The organism is Actinocorallia sp. B10E7 (assembly GCF_039871655.1).
In the GTDB taxonomy this organism is placed as follows: Bacteria; Actinomycetota; Actinomycetes; order Streptosporangiales; family Streptosporangiaceae; genus Actinocorallia.
In genome coordinates, this window is record NZ_JBDPLZ010000006.1 from 54,622 (window position 1) to 73,729 (window position 19,108).

At 70.0% G+C, this 19,108-nt stretch carries 18 protein-coding genes; 12 read left to right on the top strand and 6 right to left on the bottom strand.

Annotated elements, in window-relative coordinates; all coding sequences use genetic code 11:
• Nucleotides 1-16: 16 nt before the first annotated feature.
• The 6 genes from ABGB12_RS21880 (at nucleotide 17) to ABGB12_RS21905 (ending at nucleotide 9,847) form a co-directional block, all read left to right on the top strand.
• A complete protein-coding gene (locus ABGB12_RS21880; RefSeq protein WP_347680784.1) occupies nucleotides 17-1,435 on the top strand; it encodes a hypothetical protein in 1,419 nt (472 codons plus the stop codon).
• A 13-nt stretch (nucleotides 1,436-1,448) separates the two neighbouring features.
• On the top strand, nucleotides 1,449-2,435 hold the full coding sequence (locus ABGB12_RS21885; RefSeq protein WP_347680786.1) for a MoxR family ATPase: 987 nt from the start codon (nucleotides 1,449-1,451) through the stop codon (nucleotides 2,433-2,435).
• Nucleotides 2,432-6,499, top strand: a complete 4,068-nt coding sequence (fxsT, locus tag ABGB12_RS21890) for an FxSxx-COOH system tetratricopeptide repeat protein (protein WP_347680788.1) — start codon at nucleotides 2,432-2,434, stop codon at nucleotides 6,497-6,499. The genes ABGB12_RS21885 and fxsT overlap by 4 nt, the downstream gene beginning before the upstream one ends.
• A 151-nt stretch (nucleotides 6,500-6,650) precedes the next feature.
• Nucleotides 6,651-7,598: a hypothetical protein gene (locus tag ABGB12_RS21895; RefSeq protein ID WP_347680790.1), complete on the top strand. Its 948-nt coding sequence runs from the start codon at nucleotides 6,651-6,653 to the stop codon at nucleotides 7,596-7,598.
• A 168-nt stretch (nucleotides 7,599-7,766) separates the two neighbouring features.
• Nucleotides 7,767-8,165: a DUF485 domain-containing protein gene (locus ABGB12_RS21900; protein WP_347680792.1), complete on the top strand. Its 399-nt coding sequence runs from the start codon at nucleotides 7,767-7,769 to the stop codon at nucleotides 8,163-8,165.
• Nucleotides 8,162-9,847 (top strand): cation acetate symporter, encoded by a 1,686-nt coding sequence (locus tag ABGB12_RS21905; protein WP_347680794.1) that lies wholly within the window; start codon nucleotides 8,162-8,164, stop codon nucleotides 9,845-9,847. The genes ABGB12_RS21900 and ABGB12_RS21905 overlap by 4 nt, the downstream gene beginning before the upstream one ends.
• Here ABGB12_RS21905 and ABGB12_RS21910 read toward each other — a convergent pair.
• Nucleotides 9,790-10,320, bottom strand: a complete 531-nt coding sequence (locus ABGB12_RS21910) for a MarR family transcriptional regulator (RefSeq protein WP_347680796.1) — start codon at nucleotides 10,318-10,320, stop codon at nucleotides 9,790-9,792. The two genes, ABGB12_RS21905 and ABGB12_RS21910, sit on opposite strands and share 58 nt — an antisense overlap.
• A gap of 205 nt (nucleotides 10,321-10,525) precedes the next feature.
• Nucleotides 10,526-10,897, bottom strand: coding sequence for a DUF3817 domain-containing protein (locus ABGB12_RS21915; protein ID WP_347680797.1), 372 nt, complete (start codon nucleotides 10,895-10,897; stop codon nucleotides 10,526-10,528).
• A 255-nt stretch (nucleotides 10,898-11,152) separates the two neighbouring features.
• Between ABGB12_RS21915 and ABGB12_RS21920 the strand changes: the two genes are divergently transcribed.
• Both ABGB12_RS21920 and ABGB12_RS21925 read left to right on the top strand, forming a co-directional pair.
• Nucleotides 11,153-11,773 (top strand): ATP-dependent Clp protease proteolytic subunit, encoded by a 621-nt coding sequence (locus ABGB12_RS21920; RefSeq protein WP_347680798.1) that lies wholly within the window; start codon nucleotides 11,153-11,155, stop codon nucleotides 11,771-11,773.
• Between the two features lie 2 nt (nucleotides 11,774-11,775).
• Complete coding sequence (locus ABGB12_RS21925) at nucleotides 11,776-12,363, top strand: ATP-dependent Clp protease proteolytic subunit (RefSeq protein WP_347680800.1); 588 nt, start codon at nucleotides 11,776-11,778, stop codon at nucleotides 12,361-12,363.
• A gap of 4 nt (nucleotides 12,364-12,367) precedes the next feature.
• On the opposite strand, the gene ABGB12_RS21930 is transcribed toward ABGB12_RS21925, so the two are convergent.
• Nucleotides 12,368-12,748 carry a helix-turn-helix transcriptional regulator gene (locus ABGB12_RS21930; RefSeq protein ID WP_347680802.1) on the bottom strand — a complete coding sequence of 127 codons (381 nt, stop codon included), beginning with the start codon at nucleotides 12,746-12,748 and terminating at the stop codon, nucleotides 12,368-12,370.
• Nucleotides 12,749-12,985: 237 nt separating this feature from the next.
• On the opposite strand from ABGB12_RS21930, the gene ABGB12_RS21935 reads away from it, so the two are divergent.
• The 4 genes from ABGB12_RS21935 to ABGB12_RS21950 all read left to right on the top strand — a co-directional run bounded on the left by ABGB12_RS21935 (nucleotide 12,986) and on the right by ABGB12_RS21950 (nucleotide 16,246).
• Complete coding sequence (locus tag ABGB12_RS21935; RefSeq protein WP_347681476.1) at nucleotides 12,986-13,300, top strand: YciI family protein; 315 nt, start codon at nucleotides 12,986-12,988, stop codon at nucleotides 13,298-13,300.
• Complete coding sequence (locus ABGB12_RS21940; protein ID WP_347680804.1) at nucleotides 13,297-14,544, top strand: RNA polymerase sigma factor; 1,248 nt, start codon at nucleotides 13,297-13,299, stop codon at nucleotides 14,542-14,544. Before ABGB12_RS21935 ends, ABGB12_RS21940 begins: the two co-directional genes overlap by 4 nt.
• Nucleotides 14,545-14,729: 185 nt before the next feature.
• Nucleotides 14,730-15,395 (top strand): maleylpyruvate isomerase family mycothiol-dependent enzyme, encoded by a 666-nt coding sequence (locus ABGB12_RS21945; protein ID WP_347680806.1) that lies wholly within the window; start codon nucleotides 14,730-14,732, stop codon nucleotides 15,393-15,395.
• A gap of 158 nt (nucleotides 15,396-15,553) precedes the next feature.
• Nucleotides 15,554-16,246, top strand: coding sequence for a nitroreductase family protein (locus ABGB12_RS21950; protein ID WP_347680808.1), 693 nt, complete (start codon nucleotides 15,554-15,556; stop codon nucleotides 16,244-16,246).
• A 64-nt stretch (nucleotides 16,247-16,310) separates the two neighbouring features.
• Here the strand turns inward: ABGB12_RS21950 and ABGB12_RS21955 are convergent, their stop codons facing one another.
• From ABGB12_RS21955 to ABGB12_RS21965, 3 genes are all read right to left on the bottom strand, one after another.
• Complete coding sequence (locus ABGB12_RS21955) at nucleotides 16,311-16,598, bottom strand: DUF1330 domain-containing protein (protein ID WP_347680810.1); 288 nt, start codon at nucleotides 16,596-16,598, stop codon at nucleotides 16,311-16,313.
• A 9-nt stretch (nucleotides 16,599-16,607) separates the two neighbouring features.
• The gene (locus tag ABGB12_RS21960) at nucleotides 16,608-18,185 is read right to left on the bottom strand and encodes a serine/threonine-protein kinase (protein WP_347680812.1); all 1,578 of its coding nucleotides are present in this window, start codon (nucleotides 18,183-18,185) and stop codon (nucleotides 16,608-16,610) included.
• Between the two features lie 135 nt (nucleotides 18,186-18,320).
• A complete protein-coding gene (locus ABGB12_RS21965; RefSeq protein ID WP_347680814.1) occupies nucleotides 18,321-19,103 on the bottom strand; it encodes an SDR family oxidoreductase in 783 nt (260 codons plus the stop codon).
• Nucleotides 19,104-19,108 lie beyond the last annotated feature (5 nt).

Here is a 19,108-nt window from a genome sequence, read left to right on the forward strand (position 1 = left end):
GGTACATCAATTGACGATGGCCTTTCTGCGGGTCGACGCGATGCGAAGGCGCCGTACGCGGGACGCCTGCCTCTTCGATCTCCACCAGGAATTCGGCCGCGTCCTCCCCATTCTCCGCCAGGACATGGACCTGTACGACATACGGGAGATCGTCATCGCGTGCCTCTCCCACCCGGGGGCCCTCCAGATCCTGGTCGGAGTGGTCGAGCGTTTCCATCCCGGCAGCAACTCGGTCCGAGCCGTCCGCGACCTGGTCATGGAGCTGCTGCCGGAGCCGCTGCTCCTCCCCGGGGAGAGACGAGACCTCTACCAGCTCACCGACGCGCTGGAGAACGGCGCCGCCGATCCCGACGTGCTCTCCATGACGCCCCTGCTCTACCGGGAGGCGGTGGGACCCACCGGCCCCCTGCTGGAGAGACCGGTGGAGGGGCTCAAGGACGTTCTGGCCGAACTGGAGGACCTGCCGTTCTCCGGCGACGAGGCCCCGCCGCTGCTGAAGTTCGTCGAACCGCTGGCGAGCCGGGCACGCGAACCCGTCGCCGGGGAACTGCGCGTCTGGATCGAGCGGTTCGCCGGCCGGCTCGGCCTCCCCTCCTCGGGCCGCGCCCTTCCCGTCCTGCCGCGGCCAGGTCACGCGGAGGCCGCGGACCGGGCCTACCTCGTCATCGAATGCCGTCCGGACAGTGCCGATCCGGATGGTTTCCTCGCCTCTGCCTGGTTGCAGTACCGGGACGAGCCGGGAATCCCGCTGCTCCGGGAGGAACTACCGCGTTCCCTCGACGAGCTCCCCGAACTCGTCGAGACCCTGCTCGTCCGCAAGACTCAGGTGGTCAACCGCTACGTGCCCGAGTTGACCGTCGAATTCGTGCTTCCGCGGCAGTTGATCAGCATCCCCGTCGACCAGTACCGCTACACGTCCGGCAAGTTGCGCCGCCGTCTCGGGATCGACTACCCGATCGTGGTCCGCAGCCTCGAACGCATGCGGGACCACCAGCTGCGGCACAGCTGGCAGGGGAAGTGGAGCTGGCTCACCGGGAACTCCGGCAGCGGGGACACCACCTGGGTCAGGGTTCCCGGCGAGTGCGACGACGAATGGCTCTACGCCGTGCTCTGCGAGAGGTCGAACGTATGCCTCGCCCTGGCCTTCCCGCCGCGTGAGGACGCGGAGGCCGCCGACGAACTGGAGATCGGGTTCCAGGCGGGGATCCCGATCGCCCTCTGGAGCCGGCGGGAGACCGACCCCGACCGGTTCGTCGCCGACCTCGGCGGCTTCCTGTCCTCCGACCTGATGTCGCTTCCGCAGCAGATCCGCGAACTGCGCCTCAAGGCCGTGCAGGCGGGCTCCCCCCAGCATCCGGGCAACCATCTGACGCTCCTCTTCGAGGACGCCGACCGGCTGCCCGAGCCGTATCTGCGGCTCCAGCCTCCGAACTGAGCCAGGAGAGCACGTGACCATCGAAGAGACACAGAACCGGCTGGTATACCGCGGCGACGGCGCACCGCATCCTGGAATCGACGACCTGCCGCCTCCCCCGCCCTGGCGCCGTTTCGAACCCACTCCGGAAGGCCGCCGGCACAACGACCTCGAAAGAGCCGTCTCGTACCAGGCGGAAGACCATGTCATCGCCAAGGTGAACGCCGCGATACTGCTGCGGCGACCTCTGCTCGTGACGGGGAAGGCCGGCACGGGGAAGTCCACGCTCGCCCACAGCATCGCGTTCGAACTGGGTCTGGAGCCGGTCCTCACCTGGCCGATCAACAGCAAGAGCACCTTGGAGCGGGGACTTTACGAATACGACGCGATCGGCCGGGTGCAGGAAAGCGGTCTGCGCTCCGACAGTTCGTCCGACATCGGAAGGTACATCCGGCTGGGGCCGCTGGGCACGGCGCTGCTGCCCGCCGAAAGGCCCAGGGTGCTGCTGATCGACGAGCTGGACAAGAGCGACATCGATCTGCCGAACGACCTGCTCAACGCCTTCGAGGAGGGCTGCTACCGGATTCCCGAGCTGGAGCGCCTTCCGGAGGAGCAGGAGGTCGTCAGGGTGATGGTCTCCGGCGGTGACGTCCGCGCCCGCGTCCCCGTCACCCGGGGGATGGTGCAGTGCACCTCCTTTCCCATAGTCGTGATCACCAGTAACGGGGAGCGCGAGTTCCCGCCCGCCTTCCTCCGGCGGTGCGTCAGGCTCTTCATCGAACCGCCGGGCGAGGAGCAGCTCGCGAAGATCGTCGAAGCGCATCTGGGAGAGGAGGTCCTGCGGAGCAGCCAGGGGATCATCCGGCAGTTCCTCGAACGGCGGGGCAACGCCGACCTGGCCACGGACCAGCTGCTCAACGCGATCTATCTCGCGGCTTCGGGCAGCCGCCCCCTGGGAGAGGACCTCCAGGACCTGATCGACGGCATCCTCCGACCACTGAACGCGCCGGACTCTCCATGATCGAGAAGCTGTTCGAAGCGCTCCGCGACCTGAGCCCACGACTCACCCCGGAGGAGATCCAGGACGCCCTCTGGCTGGCCGAGCACCTCGGTCCGCCGGCCCCGCGGGCGAAACCGTCCGTCGGAGAGGATCCTCCGCGCACGGAGCCGCCTCCGGAACGCTCCTCCGCTCCTCCGCCACCGGGGAAACCGGGTCCTGTGCCGCCTCCCGACCGGCCCCCACCGGTCTCCTCGCCTCCGGAGATGGGGCTGTTCCTCTCGGACGGTGTCGAAATCCCTTCCTCCAGAGCCGTCCGGGTACCCGCGCCCAAAGCGATTCCCTCCGCCCTCCCGATCGCCCGTGCGCTACGGCCTCTGCACCTGAAGACGGACTCCTCGACCTCGGCGGGGGTGGACGAGCGGCGAACGGCCGAGCGGATCGCGGAGACCGGCCTCTGGCAACCATTGCTGGCCCCGCTGCCCGAGCGCCGCTTCGAACTGGCGCTGGTGGTGGACGAGAGCGCCTCCATGCCGATGTGGCGGCAGACCATAAAGGAATTCCACTCAATACTCCGACAGTTGGGTGCGTTCCGGGATATCCGGCTCTGGCGGCTGGTCACCAGCGGAAGGAGGGCCCCACGCCTCCTGTCCGGCGACGGGTCGGAACGTGCTCCGGAAGAACTCCTCGATCCGGCCGGACGCCGTATCGTCCTGCTGGTCAGCGACTGTCTCGGCCCGGCCTGGCAGGACGAACGGATCGCGAAGCCGCTCGACCTCTGGGGCGGGAGCGGTCCGGTCGCGATCGTCCAACCGCTGCCGGAACGGTTGTGGTGGCGCAGCGGGGTCTCGATGCACCGGATCAAGGTCGCCTCTGCGGCGCCCGGCGTCCCCAATTCCCGGCTCAGAGTCGAACTCCCGAAAGGCGCCCGGGAGCGTCCGTCCGGGCTCGCCGTCCCGGTCCTGGACCTCTCCCCTCGCCGGCTCGAGCCCTGGGCCCTGATGGTGGCCCAAGGGCGTCGGGAGCTTCCCTGCGCCGCTCTCTTCACCGGAGGCCTGGCCGACAGGAGGAGGCCTCCCGAACCGACCGACCTGACATCGATCGACCGGGTCACACGTTTCCGCGCGGCGACGTCCCCCCACGTGTACAAGCTCGCGTGCTACCTGGCCGCGGCCCCGCTACGGCAACCCGTCATGCGCCTGGTCCAGTACGCCATGCTGCCGGACTCGACGCCCGCGGACCTCGCCGAGGTCCAGTTGAGCGGGTTGCTGCGGCTCGTCGTCCCCCCTGAGGACCCGAACCCCTACGATCTCGCCTACGAATTCCACGACGGCGTGCGTCCTCTGCTGCTGGACGGTCTGCACCGCAGCGAGACGATGAGCGTCCTCCGCAACGTCTGGAACGCGGTCAGAGACAACTTCGGTTCCTCGCTGGACTTCCCCGCTCTTCTGGAGGTCCTCGAACGGAACGACTCCGGCCTGCCTCCCGATCATGCCTTCGCGCAGGTGGCCGCCGAGGCCCTGGGAAAGATGGGCGGACGCTACGCGAAGGTCGCCAAGCAGATCGCCTCCCGGCTCCCCCTCGGCATGAACGACCGTTTCTTCGGTCCGCTCCCGCCGAGGAACCCGTACTTCACCGGTAGGAGCGAGCTTCTGCGCTCCCTCGAAGACATCCCGGTCGGAGGTGTCACCGCGCTTCTCCCCCGTTCACCACACGGAACGGGCGGCGAAGGCAAGTCGGAGCTCGCGCTGGAGCACGCCTACCGGTCCGCCGGCCGGTACGAACTCATCTGCTGGCTGCCCGCCGATCGTCCGGACATCGTCCGGAGCAGGCTCGCCAAGCTGGCCGCACGGTTGCGGATCCCGCCGAGCGGTGATCTCAGGGAGATCGCCCGCGAACTGCAGCGGGCTCCCCAGCCGGACCGGCGCCGTCACCGCTGGCTGTTCGTCTTCGACGGCGCCCGCTCCCCTCAGGAACTCCTCCCTCTGCTGCCCCTCTCGGAAGAACCTTCCGACGGGACGCCGCTGCGCCTGTCCGTCCCGTCCTGGAGCGTCCTCGTCACTTCGACCGACCGGCGCTGGGAAGAACTCACGACAGCGCTCAAAGTGGACGTGTTCGAGCGGGCCGAGAGCATTCATCACCTCCTTCAGCGCATACCGGAGCTTTCTGAAAGCGAGGCGGACCGTCTCGCCGAGCAGGTGGGCGACCTGCCTCTGGCACTGGAGCAAGCCGCGACGTGGCAGAACTCCACCGGCCGTACCGCCGCGGAATACCGTGAGCTGTTCGCCCGGCACCTGCGGTCCCTGCCCGATCCGCTTCCGGGGGACGTCTCCGCCCAAGTGGCCGCCACCCTGGGTCTGGGCCTGGAGCGGCTCGGAGAGGAACATCCACGCGCTCGCCGCCTCTTCGATCTCTGGGCCTTCTTCGGCACGGAACCCGTCACCGCTCAACTCCTGTTCCTCGGCCGGAACGCGTCTCTACCCGCGGACGTGTCCGACCTCATCTCCGACAGGACGCTGCTCCGGGAAACGATGCAGACGATCGGCCGCTCCTCGGTCGCCCGGTTCGACCCCGAGAAGGAGACCCTCCAGGCGGATCCGGTCGTCCGGCACCTACTGGAAACAGGGATTCCCACCCCGTACCGGCCGTACATGCACGGATTCGTCCAAGCGATCCTGGCCGAGGCCGTCCGGGTCGAGGCGGACGAAGAACAGGACTGGGAGCAGCGGTCTCTGATCACTCCGCATGTGGCGGCTTCCGGCCTGATCGACGCGGCCGCCCCCGATCTCCGGGAAGCCGTCCTACGGCAGACGGAGGCCCTGGTTCAGGACGGTGACCTCGAAGGCGCGCGGTTCCTCGCGATCCGTGCGCTGAACCGGTGGCGGAACGTCCATGGACCCGATGACCCCCTCGTCCTGCGGGCCGACTGCCTGATGGCCGACGTGCGGCGCGGGACCGGCGAGACCAGGGCCGCCGCGGAGGCGAGCAAGAAGACCTACGAACGTGCTGAAGCCGTGTACGGGCCCGGTGACCCGACCACTCTGTCCGCTGCGCTGGCGCACGGTGCCGGCCTCAGACATCTCGGCGCGTTCGGAGCGGCCTACGAACGCGACCTCCAGACCTGGCAGCAGATGGCGCGGCGCTTCGAGCAGGACAGCGTCGGCCCCGCACTACTCGCCGCCGACGGCGTCGCCTTGGGACTCCGCCTGCTCGGCAATTTCCCCGAGGCCTACGACATCGACAGACAGGTTCTCGACCGCCTGGAGCAGTCCCCCGCCTCCAGGCCCCGCACCCTTTTCCGGGTCACCCACCAACTGGCACGAGACCTCCATGGACTCGGGCGTTACAACGAAGCGCTGGAGCTTCAGAGAAGAAGTCTGCAGAACTTCGCTCCTTCCCTTCCCGCGAACCATCCCCTGGTGCTCCATGCCCGTATGAGCCATGCGGAGACGCTGCGGGCAGCGGGTCTGCACGAAGAGGCGGAACAGGTCGCCTCGTCCGCGGCCGAGGCCCATGCCCGGCGCTTCGGAACGCAGCACCCGAATACGTTTGTCGCCCGAATGTGCCTCGCGGGGGTCCGGTTGTCGGCAGGACGTCCCCATGAGGCCCTCGGACTCCAGCAGGAGGCCTGGAGCGGGCTGCTCGGCGTCCTCGGCGAGGAGCACCCGTTCGTTCGCGCCTGCGCCGCGGGTCTGGCGATCGTCCACCGGGCCCTGGGGGACGTCCCGAAGGCCCTGGAGATCGATCAGCGGGCTCTGGACGTCTCGTACACCGACCCCTACTACTCGTTGTTCCCTTTCCTCGGCCTCGGCCTCGATCTGTATCTCGGAGGAGAGCTGGAAGCAGCGCGGACCCGATCCGCCGAAACCCTCACCCGGTTGACCGCACGGCTCGGCGAGGGGCACCCCGCCACCTTGGTCTGCGCGCACAATCACCGGCTGATCGGGATCGCCGCCGGGCTTCCCCTCGACCCCGCGCCGGATCCCGTCGAGCGGCTGGGCGGGCTCCTCGGCACGAACCATCCCATCGTGCGAACCGCCCGCCAAGGCGACCCTGTGGAGTTCTTCCTTCCCCCGCCGCCACTTTGATTTCGTCTCTGACTGTGTCAGGAGACTCTGCTGCGCGGGCCGGAGAGCCGCAAAGTCAGAGGAGGAGAGTCACCATGCGGAGGGGTGGGCTGTGGCGGAGTCGAAGAAGGGTTGGCGACCGTCTGGCACCTGTGCGTTGTTCGTGTGCGACGTGGTGTCCTATGGGGACGCCAAACGGACGGACATCGTCCAGGCTCATATACGGAAGCAACTGTACGAACTGCTGAAGACCGGCTTCGAGCTGTCTTCGATCCCGCTCTCCGAGGTGTACCGGGAAGACCGCGGGGACGGGGTGATGGTGGCGGTTCCCCCGGAACGGGATCCGGCGTCGCTGGTCACGGGTGTGGTGGACCGGATCCGGGCCGGCCTGGGTCGGTACAACGAACTGGCGAGTGAGGCCGCACGGATCGAACTGCGGGTGGCGGTACATCTGGGTACGGCCGTGCACGACGGAGAAGGGCTGGTCGGGACCGAGGTCAACCACGTGTTCCGACTCCTGGAAGCCGGGACCTTCAAGGAGCTGGTGCGGGACACGGGTTCGACGATGGGCCTCATCGTGTCGGAGCGGTTCTACGCGGAGGTGGTGGAGCGGGACACCGGACTGATCTCCGCGAAGGACTACTGGCGGATCCCGGTGGCGGTGAAGGAGACCGCGTGTTCGGGGTGGGTGCGGATATTCGGCGCGGCGGTGCCCGCCATGCTCCGGACGAGGGAGCTCGAACCGCGGCATGAGGCGGAACTGGTGTCCGCCGAGGCGACGGCGGTCTCGGATCCGGGCCGGCGGGTGGAGACGGCGTTCGGCGGGGCGGAGATCGGGGTGCCCGGGCTCTTCGAGCTGGTGGAGTGCGCGTTGGGGATTCCCGCGATGCTCACCGAGCGCGGGCGGGATCAGGTGGTGGAGGTGCTGCCGCCGACGATCGCGGTGGTGATCCCGCGGAACCACGACGCTCGGTCGGATGTGTACCAGATTCTTCGGACTTGCCTCGATTATCCGGGGGGCCTGCAGTACTTCGTGCAGGCCATCAAGGTGTTCTTCGGGGGGTCGATGGCGGCCTCGCGGCTGGAGCAGATGGTCGCGCAGGTGCTGCCCCGGCTCTGAATCCTCCGGCCGGCGGCGTGGCGGGTTCGTGTATTCCCGGGAAAAAGCGCGTACTCATAGTTATCGTTTGATCTCTATACGGAGTCAGATGGCTGCGCACTGCTATGCGGCAGGGAGGCTGGAGTGGCCGGATACTCGGCGCCGCGACCGCGGCGGGGAGACGAACGGGTGGGCGGGTATGAGTGCTCCATCATCGTCGGCGACCGGAGGTTCCGGAAGCTGAAGAGCCGGTTCCGCCGGCTCACCGCCGTCCTGGTCGTGCTGTTCCTCGGGTGGTATCTGCTCTACATCGGGCTGTCGGCGTTCGCGCGGGAGTTCATGGCGCGGCCGGTGGTCGGGAACGTCAACGTGGCGCTGGTGCTCGGGATGCTGCAGTTCGTCTCGACGTTCCTGCTGGCCTTGGGCTACTCGTGTTACGCGCGGTGGAGGCTGGATCCGCTGGCGGCCCAGATCCGGCAGGAGGTGGAGCGCCGGCGGGAGGCGTACGCGCGGATGATGGCCGAGCGCCGGCGACTGGAGGACTGGGCCGCGGCGGCCGACGAGGCCGCGGGCGGGAGGCTTCCTTGATCTCCACCACGGGTGACGGGCGGGTCCTGACACTCGCGCTGTTCGTCGTCTTCATCTCCATCACGCTGGGCGTCACGTTCTGGGCCCGCGCCAACACGCGCAGCGCCGACGACTTCTACGCCGGCGGACGGGTGTTCTCGGGCGCGCAGAACGGGGTGGCGCTCGCCGGCGACTACATGTCGGCGGCGTCGTTCCTGGGCATCGCGGGGCTCATCGCGCTGTCGGGGTACGACGGCTTCCTGTACTCGATCGGCTTCCTGGTGGCGTGGCTGCTCAGCCTTCTGCTGGTCGAGCTGATGCGCAACGCGGGACGTTTCACCATGGCGGACGTCCTGTCGTACCGGGCCAGGAACCAGCCGAAGGTCCGGACGGCGGCCGCCGTCTCGACGGTCACCGTGTCGGTGTTCTACCTGCTGGCCCAGATGGTCGGCGCGGGCGCGCTGGTCTCGCTGCTGCTGGGCATCCGCCCCGGCGACTCGTTCCTCGGCCTGTCCGCCGAGGCCGCGAAGATCCTCACGATCGTCGTCGTCGGCATCATGATGATCTTCTATGTCATGTTCGGCGGGATGAAGGCCACCACCTGGGTGCAGATCATCAAGGCGGTGCTGCTCATCGCCGGCACCGTCGTGCTGACCGCCCTGGTGCTCGGCCGGTTCGGCTTCAACCTCAGCGCCATGCTGGGAGCGGCGGCGGACGCCAGCGGCTCGTCCGGGTTCCTGCAGCCCGGTGGACGGTACGGGCGGGACGTGCAGGGCGACGCCGTCCGCACCGTCCTCAACAAGCTCGACTTCATCAGCCTGGCGCTCGCCCTGGTCCTGGGCACGGCGGGCCTGCCGCACATCGTCGGCCGGTTCTTCACCGTCCCGGACGCCCGGGCCGCCCGCCGCTCGGTGAACTGGGCCATCGGCCTGGTCGGCGTGTTCTACCTGATGACGCTGGCGCTGGGCTTCGGCGCCGCGGCGCTGGTCGGCCGGCAGGCCATCTCCGAGCAGGACCCGGCGGGCAACACCGCGGCGCTGCAGCTCGCCCACGAGCTGGGCAGCCACCTGGGCGGGCGGCTCGGCGGCGACCTGATGCTGGCCTTCATCGGCGCGGTCGCCTTCGCGACGATCCTCGCGGTGGTCTCCGGGCTGGTGCTGGCCTCCTCCACCTCACTGGCGCACGACTACTTCGGCCACGTGCTCATGCTGGGCCGGCCCCGCGAGTCGCAGGAGGTGGCGGTCGCCCGGATCTCGGCCTTCCTCATCGGCTCGCTGGCGATCATGCTGGCGGTGGTGGCGCGGAACCTGAACGTCGCCTTCCTGGTGGCGCTGGCCTTCGCCATGGCCGCCTCGGCCAACCTGCCCGCGATCGTCCTGTCGCTGTTCTGGAAGAGGTTCACCGCGACCGGGGCGCTGGCCGGCATCTACGGCGGGCTCGGCAGCAGCTTCCTGCTGGTGCTGCTGTCCCCCGTCGTCTCCGGGAAGGTCGACCCGGTCACCGGAGAGAACCTGTCACTGCTGCCGACCGGCATCGACTTCCAGCTGTTCCCGTTGGAGAACCCGGGTCTGGTGTCCATCCCGTTCGGATTCCTGTGCGCGTTCGTCGGCAGCAGGCTGAGCCGGGAGAAGGCCGAACAGCAGAGCTACGACGAGTTGTCCGTGCGCTCCCTCACCGGGCTGGGCTCCCACCGCCCGACGTGATCGAGATGGCAGGTGCACCCGCGGACCCGCTCGATCAGGCCGCCCGCCATCGACAGGAACGCGTCCAGCTCCCGCGGAGACATGTCGGAGAACACGGACAGGGCGCCCTTGTCGTAGGTGGACTGGGCGTCCCGCATCGTCTCCGCTCCCTTGGCCGTCAGGGAGACGAGCATGGCTCGGCGGTCGTTCGGATGGCGCCGGCGGACGGCGTAGCCGTCGGCTTCCAGCGCGTCGACCAACCCCGTGATGTTCCGCGGGGTCACGCCCACCGCGTCGGACAGCTCCCGCTGCGTCACGGGACCCCGGTGGTGCAGCACCCACAACACCGATGCCCTCGCCCGGGACAGGCCGTGCGCGGCCAGCCCCCGCTCCGCGAACCCCGCGGTGGCCTCCGCCAGTTCGAGCAGACGCTCGAGCGCGCGCCGTGCCCCGTCCACGGTGAGGGAACAACGGTCGTCATGTAGCTGCTTCACTCTGCCCATCCTCCATTGTGGAGAATAACCCGCGCGGCCGAGCGGCCTCCTTCCGGAGGAACATCGGCCGGATCAGCGTGTGGAGCAGTGCCGCGAAGGCAGCTCCCGTCGTTCGCCGAGGACGCCCTGACGGACCTCTCCCGCTGAACCCGGCGATACCCAGGAAGACGGGCTCCGGCAGCGGTGCCGGAGCCCGTACGGGAGTTCAGACCTTGGCGGAGGGGAGGTCCGCCGCCGGAGTCGCGGCCAGGCCCTCGGGCGGGGTGAGCCTGCCGGTGCGGCGGGCCCAGACCTCGAAGGCCACGGTGGCGAACGGCGGGACGGCGGAGACCAGGGCGAGGACCGTGGTCCAGAAGAACGACCACTTCAGCCGGGCCGCGAGCAGGATCGCCAGAAGGCCGTAGAGCATGAACACCCCGCCGTGCAGCGGGCCGAAGATCTTGACGCCCAGCTCGGTCGTCTCGGGCACGTACTTGAAGTACATGCCGATCAACAGACCCGCCCAGGTGAACGCCTCCACGGCCGCGATCACCGAGAAGGCACGGGTGAGGAGGCGGTCCGAGACCTTGTCGATCAACTTCAGGTCCTCTCAAGAATATGGGAATCGCCGGGAGTCGGCGGAAAGGCTCGCACAAGGCCGGGGGGTCGTCAGCACGGCGAAGGCCACCGCCAGAATAAGGGCGCTCTCCATCGGGCCGCTCCCGGGCCCGATGATCGCCGAGAGCGGCGTTTCTCTGCTGTCGGCAGAGATCTCTGGGCGGCCTCCGGCGGGCTGCCTAGCGTCGGTCCTGACGCCGGATCCCCGGTGTCGCGCCGAGACCAGGGAGAGACCATGCACACCGCCTCCACAGGACCCGCCCCCATCGGCGGGTCACTCGACGACCAGCTGGCCGGGCGGCTGCTCCAGCAGCGCATCATCGTGCTGGGGACCGAGGTCGACGACCAGGTGGCCAACCGGATCTGCGCGCAGCTCCTGCTGTTGTCGGCCGAGGACCCGCGCAGCGACATCAGCCTCTACATCAACTCGCCGGGCGGGTCCGTCAGCGCCGGGCTGGCGATCTACGACACGATGCGGCTCATCCCCAACGACGTGAGCACGCTGGTGCTGGGCCTGGCCGCGAGCATGGGGCAGTTCCTGCTGACGGCGGGGACGGCCGGCAAGCGGTTCAGCCTGCCGCACGCCCAGGTGCTCATGCACCAGGGGTCCGCCGGGTTCGGCGGCACCGCGGCCGACATCGAGATCTACGCCGGGCAGCTGGAGCGCATCGGCAGGCTGATGACCCGGCTGACCGCCGAGCACACCGGGCAGTCCGAGGACAAGATCGAGCGCGACAGCAGGCGGGACGCCTGGTTCAGCGCCGACGAGGCCCTCGCCTACGGGTTCATCGACCACATCGTGGAGCGGGTCGACGACGTCCGGCCCTCGCTCGTCCGGCAGAAAGTGGGGCTGTGACGATGAGCCAGTACATGATCCCCACGGTCGTGGAGCGCACGACGAACGGGGAACGCGCCTTCGACATCTACTCCCGGCTCCTCTCCGAACGCATCATCTTCATCGGCACCGAGATCGACGACGGCGTCGCCAACGTGGTGATGGCGCAGCTCCTCCACCTCGAATCGGTGAGCGGGGACGTCGACATCAACCTGTACATCAACTCGCCGGGCGGCTCGTTCAGTGCGCTGACGGCCATCTACGACACGATGCACTTCATCAAGCCCGACGTGGCCACGACGTGCATGGGGCAGGCGTCGTCCGCGGCGGCCGTCCTGCTGGCGGCCGGCGCCCACGGCAAGCGGGCCGTCCTGCGGCACGCGAAGGTGATGCTGCACCAGCCGTCGAGCCAGGCGCGCGGCACGCTGCCCGACCTGGCGATCCAGGCGCGGGAGGTCGCCACGATCCGGGCCGAGATGGAGGAGATCCTCAGCCGGCACACCGGGCATCCGGTGGACAAGATCCGGGAGGACACCGACCGGCACCGGACGTTCAACGCGGCCGAGGCCGTCGACTACGGTCTGGCCGACCAGATCATCACCACGCGCTGACCGCTCAGGCGGCCAGGCAGTAGGTGTCGCCGGGCCTGCGGGCCGTGCGGGCGGTCCGCCGGCCGAGCACGGCGTCCAGCCTGAGGACCCGCTCGCGGCGGGCGCGGTCGGCGGCCAGGTCGCGCCCCACCTCGGCCAGCACGTCGGAGAGCTCGACGCGCAGCGCGTCGCAGACGGCGGCGAGCACCTCGGACGAGGCCTCCTTACGGCCCCGCTCCACCTCCGACAGGTACGGCATGGAGATCTTCGCGGTCCGCGCCACGTCCTCCAGGGTGCGCCCCTGCTCGCGGCGCTCGCGGCGCAGCACGTCGCCGAGCATCGTGCGCAGCAGGGGCCGGGGGCGGGTCCCGGACCCGTCCTCGCTGCCGAAGGCCGGACCTGGCATCCGTCTCTCCTCCCGGGGGCGGCCACTCTCCCCAGCTGTACCCCGGGACCGTACCGGGGGGAAGGCGGTTTCGCCCCGGGCGTACGCCCACGCGGGTTTTCCACAGATCGTGGACGGGAGCGCCGGACCGGAGCGGATTCGGGCACGATCGGTGCCGTGGCCGCTGTCCTTTTCCGGAGCCGCCGTTCGTCGGGACGACGAAACCGGCACCACTGTTCAGGAGGATCCGTGAAGTACATGCTGTTGATCTGCGGGGACGAGTCCGCCGCCGAGCACGCCGAGGACGGATGCGGAGGCTGGTCGGAGGAGATGCTGGAACGGGGCGTCCTGCGGGGCGGTGGCGGGCTGCGTCCGCCGTCCGAGGCGACGGCCGTCCGGGTGCGCGACGGCGAGGTGCTGCTCACCGACGGGCCGTTCGCCGAGGCCAAGGAGCAGATCGGCGGTTACTGCGTCATCGAGTGCGCCGACCTGGACGAGGCCGTCGAGATCGCCGCCGAGCATCCGGCCGCGGGTTACGGCACGATCGAGATCCGGCCGCTCTGGGAACCGTGACCTCCCCGGACGAGGCCCGGACGGCGGTCGCCGAGGCCTTCCGCGACGAGTGGAGCCAGGTCGTCGCGACCCTCATCCGGGTGACCGGCGACTGGGACCTGGCCGAGGAGTGCGCCCAGGACGCCTTCGCGCTGGCCCTGTGGCGCTGGGCGTCCGACGGCGTGCCCGCACGGCCCGGCGCCTGGCTCACCACGGTCGCCCGCAACCGCGCCGTGGACGTCCTGCGCCGCGCCGCCGTCGGCGAGGCGAAGCTCAGAGAGGTGGCCGCCATGGCCGTCCCGCCCTCGTTCGAAGAGCCGTCCGAGGAGACCATCCCCGACGACGTGCTGCGGCTGATGTTCACCTGCTGCCATCCGGCCCTCGCTCCGGAGGCGCGGGTCGCCCTCACCCTGCGGACCCTCGCGGGGCTGACCACCGCCGAGATCGCCCGCGCCTTCCTGGTCGGCGAGCAGACCATGTGCAAACGCCTGACCAGGGCCAAGCAGAAGATCAGGCACGCCGCGATCCCCTTCCGCGTCCCCCCGCCCGCTCTGCTGCCCGAGCGGCTCAAGGCCGTCCTGAACGTGCTCTACCTGCTGTTCAACGAGGGCTACTCCGCGACCTCCGGCGACGAGCTCGTCCGCCGGAACCTCAGCGCCGAGGCGATCCGCCTGGCCCGTGTCCTCACCCGTCTGATGCCCGGCGAACCCGAGAGCGAGGGCCTGCTGGCGCTCATGCTCCTGCACGACGCCCGCGCCTCCGCCCGCACCGCCCCGTCGGGCGCCCTGGTCCCGCTGGAGGAGCAGGACCGCTCCCTGTGGGACCGCCCCCGCATCGAGGAAGGCCTGGCCCTGCTCGACGACGCCCTCGCCCGCCGCGCCCCCGGCCCCTACCAGGTCCAGGCCGCCATAGCCGCCTGCCACGCCACCGCTCCCACCCCCGCCGACACCGACTGGCCTCAGATCGCCGCCCTCTACGGCCGTCTCGCCCGCCTGGTCCCGTCCCCCGTCGTCGAGCTCAACCGGGCCGTGGCCGTCGGCATGGCCGAGGGCCCCGCCGCCGCCCTCCCCCTCCTCGACGTCCTCGAGTCCTCGGGCGCCCTCTCCGGCCACCACCTCCTCCCCGCCACCCGGGCCGACTTCCTCCGCCGCCTGGGCCGGACCGCCGAAGCCGCCGCCGTCTACCGTGAGGCCCTCGCCCTGGCCCCCACCGAAGCCGAACGCCGCTACCTCACCCGCCGCCTCGCCTCCCTCTCCGTCCCCTGATCCGTCCGCTCTCCGGCCGGGCCGGGACCGGCGGGGTCCGTCTTCCTCGCAAGGCTCCGGTGGTGCCGGAGGGATCTCCCCTGGGATGAGTGTCCGTGAACGGGCCATCCGTTCGTCGGTGGGCTGACGGATCCGAAGGCGGCCACCGGAGAAGTAGGCCGCCGTGACCGAAGGCGAGGGTGAAGATGGGGACGAGTGCGGACGAGGCGGAGGTCAGGGAGCACATCGCGGCTGAGAGGGAGGAGTTGGCGGAGCTTCTGGAGGGGTTGCCGGCGGAGGCGTGGGACGAGCCGAGTCTGTGTGCCGGTTGGCGGGTGCGTGAGGTGGTGGCGCACATGACCATGCCGTTCCACTTCTCGACCGGGCGGTTTCTGAAGGAGATGGTCCGGGCGCGGGGCGACTTCAACCGGATGGCCGACCGGTGCGCGCGGTCGGACGCGGAGAAGTGGCCGCCGGACGAGTTCGTCGCCATGCTCAGGAAGAACGCCCGGCATCCGTGGAAGCCGCCGGGCGGGGGCTTCCACGGCGCGTTGTCCCATGACGTGATCCACGGCTTGGACATCACGGTGGCGCTGGGCGTCGACCGCCGTGTTCCCGAGGAGCGGCTGCGTCTCGTGCTGGAAGGCTCGGACTCCCCGCGAAGCCGGAGGTTCTTCGGCACCGATCTGGACGGGATCCGCCTCCAGGCCGACGACATGGACTGGTCGTCCGGCTCCGGTTCGCCCCTGACCGGTCACGCCCAGGACCTCCTCCTGGTGATCTGCGGCAGGCGGCTGCCGGGCGGGCGGCTGCACGGGGAACCCTCCGTCCGTTTCACCGCGGTGGGAGCGGCCCGTCCCGGCCCGTGGTGAAGGATCACCAGAAGGTCTCGGATTCCAGCAGCAAAGGGGGCTTATGCCAGAAACGCTTGCCTATGGAGTAGTTGATCCTTTTATGATCAACTTGGGGCGGCAGGACCGATGGCCGCCCTCGTCCGCGTCCGTGGCACGAACTCCTCCGGAGCCGCCGAATGTCCTCTGAACAGCCAGCCTTCGACGCCGACGGGGTGCTCCCCCTGTCCGGACTGGAACTCCTGACGACGACCCGCGCCGTGCGCAAGCGGCTGGACCTCACCCGGCCCGTCTCCGACGACGTGCTGCGCGAGTGCGTGCGGATCGCGTTGCAGGCGCCCGCGCCGTCCAACCAGATCTCGGTGCGCTTCGTCGTCGTCACCGACCCCGAGGTGCGGCGGAAGCTCGGGGAGCTCTACCAGGCGGGCTACGGCGTCTACCGGCAACTGGACGGCATCTACATCGGCAGCATCGCCAAGGGGGACGAGACCGAGCAGGCGCAGCAGGAGCGGACCACCGTCTCGGCGGACCACCTCGCCGAGATCATGCCGGAGGTCCCGGCCATCGTGGTCGGCTGCGTCATGGGCCGCAGCGAGGACCTGGGGGCCTGGGTGACGGCGTCCGTCCTCGGCGGCGCCATGCCCGCGCTCTGGTCGTTCATGCTCGCCGCACGCCTGCACGGTCTGGGCACCTGCTGGACGTCCGTGCACCTCCAGCAGGAGCAGGCCGTCGCCGAGCTCCTGGGCATCCCGTTCGACGCGGTCACCCAGGTGATGCTCACCCCCGTCGCGCACTACACGGGCGAGACCTTCAAGCCGGTCGACCGCCCCGACCCCGACACCGTCATCCACTGGAACCGCTGGCAGGACTGACGCCGCGGGGGCGGGCGAACGTGTTCGGCGCCCCGTCGCGGTGTCCGGCCGCGGCGGGGGCGGGTCAGAGGCCCTTGGCGAGGATGACGACGCCGGTGGTGGCGGCGACGCGGTCCTTGGAGATCTCCTGGTATTCGGGGGAGTGAGCCCACTTCTCGAAGGTCTCGCGGTCCTTGAAGGACATGAGGACGACCTTGCCGTAGGGCCAGTCGCCCTCGACGACCTCGGGCTGCTCGTCGGCGGCGAGGAGGCGGCCCTCGTACTTGAGGAGCACGTCCATGAAGCGGGCGGCGTAGGAGTTGTAGCGCTCACGGTCATGGATGGAGATCTGGGCCAGTGCGTAAACCGTCATGGCCGGATGTTATTCCGCGGGATAGGTCTTCTCGATCCTTCCCTTGACGTCGGCCGCCAGGTAGCCGCCTCCGTGCTCGTCGTTCAGGTAGACGAGCAGCATCGGCTTGTCCCCCGCGAAGGTCCAGGAGGGCTTCACCACGAGGTAGCGGTTCTCGGGGTCGGGGACGTTGAGTCTGCGGTCGGCGGCGCGCAGGAGCCGGGGGACGACGTTCCAGTCGAACACTCGCAGGTTCACGGTCCCCTCGTCGCTGGTGCCGGCCCCCTGCTTGGTGACCTCGCCGTTCCGGTAGAGGTACCTGTCCGTCGCCTTGCTCCGTCCCGGGACGGGGACCTCGGCGTAGGCGTACTCCTCGTAGACGGTGAAGGCGGCGAACTTGTCGTTCCCCGTCGCCTTCTCGAAAGCGGTGATGACCCCGCGGATGCCCGCCGGGGTCAGAAGCGACGTCGGCCGCGCGCTCTCCGGAAGCCGCCCGCCCTCCTCTGAGACCACTTTCTCGGACGTCTCCGTCGGTTCCGGCTGCCGGGTCCCGGCGGAGGGGCCGGCCGTGACCGTCCTGCCTTCGTCGCGCTCCAGCGCCTGGACGGCGAAGAAGGCCAGCGCGAAGACCAGCACCACGGCTCCGGCTCCGGCGAGGACGAGGAGCGCGGGGTTCTGGCGCCGCGGAGGCGGTGCCGCGAAGGCCGGAACCGTGGACGGGATCGGCCCGGGTCCCGGCGGATGGGGCGCGGGGAAGGGCACGGACGGGGACGTCGGCTGCCCCTCGGCCGCGGCCAGCATCCGGTCGAGCAGCGCCGCGTCGGGCCGCGCGGCCGGATCCGGGACGAGGAGCGCGCCGATGGCCTCGGCCAGCGGGCCGGCCTGCCGGGGCGCCGGGATCTGCGCGGTCATGACGGCGGCCAGCGTCGCCGCCAGGGTGGTGCGGCGCACCGGGTTGTGGCCCTCGACCGCCACGTACAGCAGCATGCCGAGCGACCACAGGTCGGAGGCCGGGTCGCCCTCCCGTCCGTGCAGGCGTTCGGGGGCGATGTACTCGGGCGAGCCGACGAGTCCGCCCGTCGCCGTCACCCGTGAGGCCTCTTCGAGCACCGCGATGCCGAAGTCCGTGAGGACGGGGCTGCCGTCCTCACGGAGCAGGACGTTGCCCGGCTTGATGTCGCGGTGGCAGATGCCCGCCCGGTGTGCGGCCTGGAGCGCCGCCAGGACGCCTCGCCCCACCCGCGCGGCCTCAAGGGGCGTCAGCGCCCCCCGCGCGAGGCGGTCCTGCAGCGACTCGCCCCGGACCAGTTCCATCACCAGCCAGGGATACGGCATGTCCGGCGAATCAATGATGTGGTGAATCGTCACTACATGGGGGTGGTCGATCCGCGCCAGCGCCCGCGCCTCCCGCAGCACCCGCTCTCGGTACATCCCGGCGAGCGCCGCGTCGTCCGGCGGAACCTCGCCTCCGCCCGGCCGCACCTCCTTGAGCGCGACCTCCCGCTGGAGCACCAGGTCCAGCGCGCGCCAGACCGTTCCCATCCCGCCGCTGCCGAGCCGCTCCAGCAGCTCGAAACGACCGTCCATCACGCTTCGCCCGGAAGTCACCCGGACAGCCTAGAACCCAGACTTGTCACCTTTCGCGCGACTTCCCCGCACGGAGAGCGGCAGCCGAGAAGTCCTCGAAGAAGGGGCCCGCCGCCTGCGGGGATCCGTTCCGGGGCAGGCGGCGAGCCTGCGGGGTCAAAGGCCCTTGAGGAGGCCGCCGTCGATGACGTGGTCGGCGCCCGTGATGTTGCCCGCGACGTCGGAGAGCAGGAAGACGATCAGGGCGGCCACCTCCTCGGCCTCGGTCATCCGGCCCGTGGTGATGCCGAAGTGGCCGGGGAGCCCCCGGAGGAACTCCGCGTGCCCGGAGCCCGAGGCCGCCGCGAGCTTGCTGCCGAAGCCACCCGGTTCCTCCCAGGCCGGTGTGCGGGTAGGGCCGGGCGTCACGGTGTTGACGCGGACGCCCAGCGGGCCGAACTCCTCGGCCAGGGACTTGCCGAAGGAGACGAGCGCGGCTTTGGCCGCGCTGTAGTCGACGGTGCCGGCGGAGGGCTGCCGGGCGACGATGGACGAGACGTTGACGATGCCGCCGCGCCGTTCGATCAGGCCGGGCAGGGCGGCCCGGCTGACCCGGACGGCGCTGAGCAGATTGACGTCGAAGACGTCCTTCCAGCGCGCCTCGTCGATCTCCAGGAAGCCGGCGGGCTCCATCGCGTCGCCGTTGCCGACGTTGTTCACCACGAAGTCGACACCGCCCAGTTCGGCGGAGGCCTGTTCCATGAGGGCGGCGGCCCCCTCGGGGGTGCCGAGGTCGACGGAGACGGGGAAGGCCCCGGAGTCCTTCAGTTCGGGTGTGATGGTGCGGGCCGCGCCGACGACGCGGACGCCCTCGGAGATCAGGGTCCGCACGGTGGCCAGGCCGATCCCGCGGCTCGCGCCGGTGACGACGGCGGTCCTGGCGGCGAGGTCGAGGTTCATGGGGC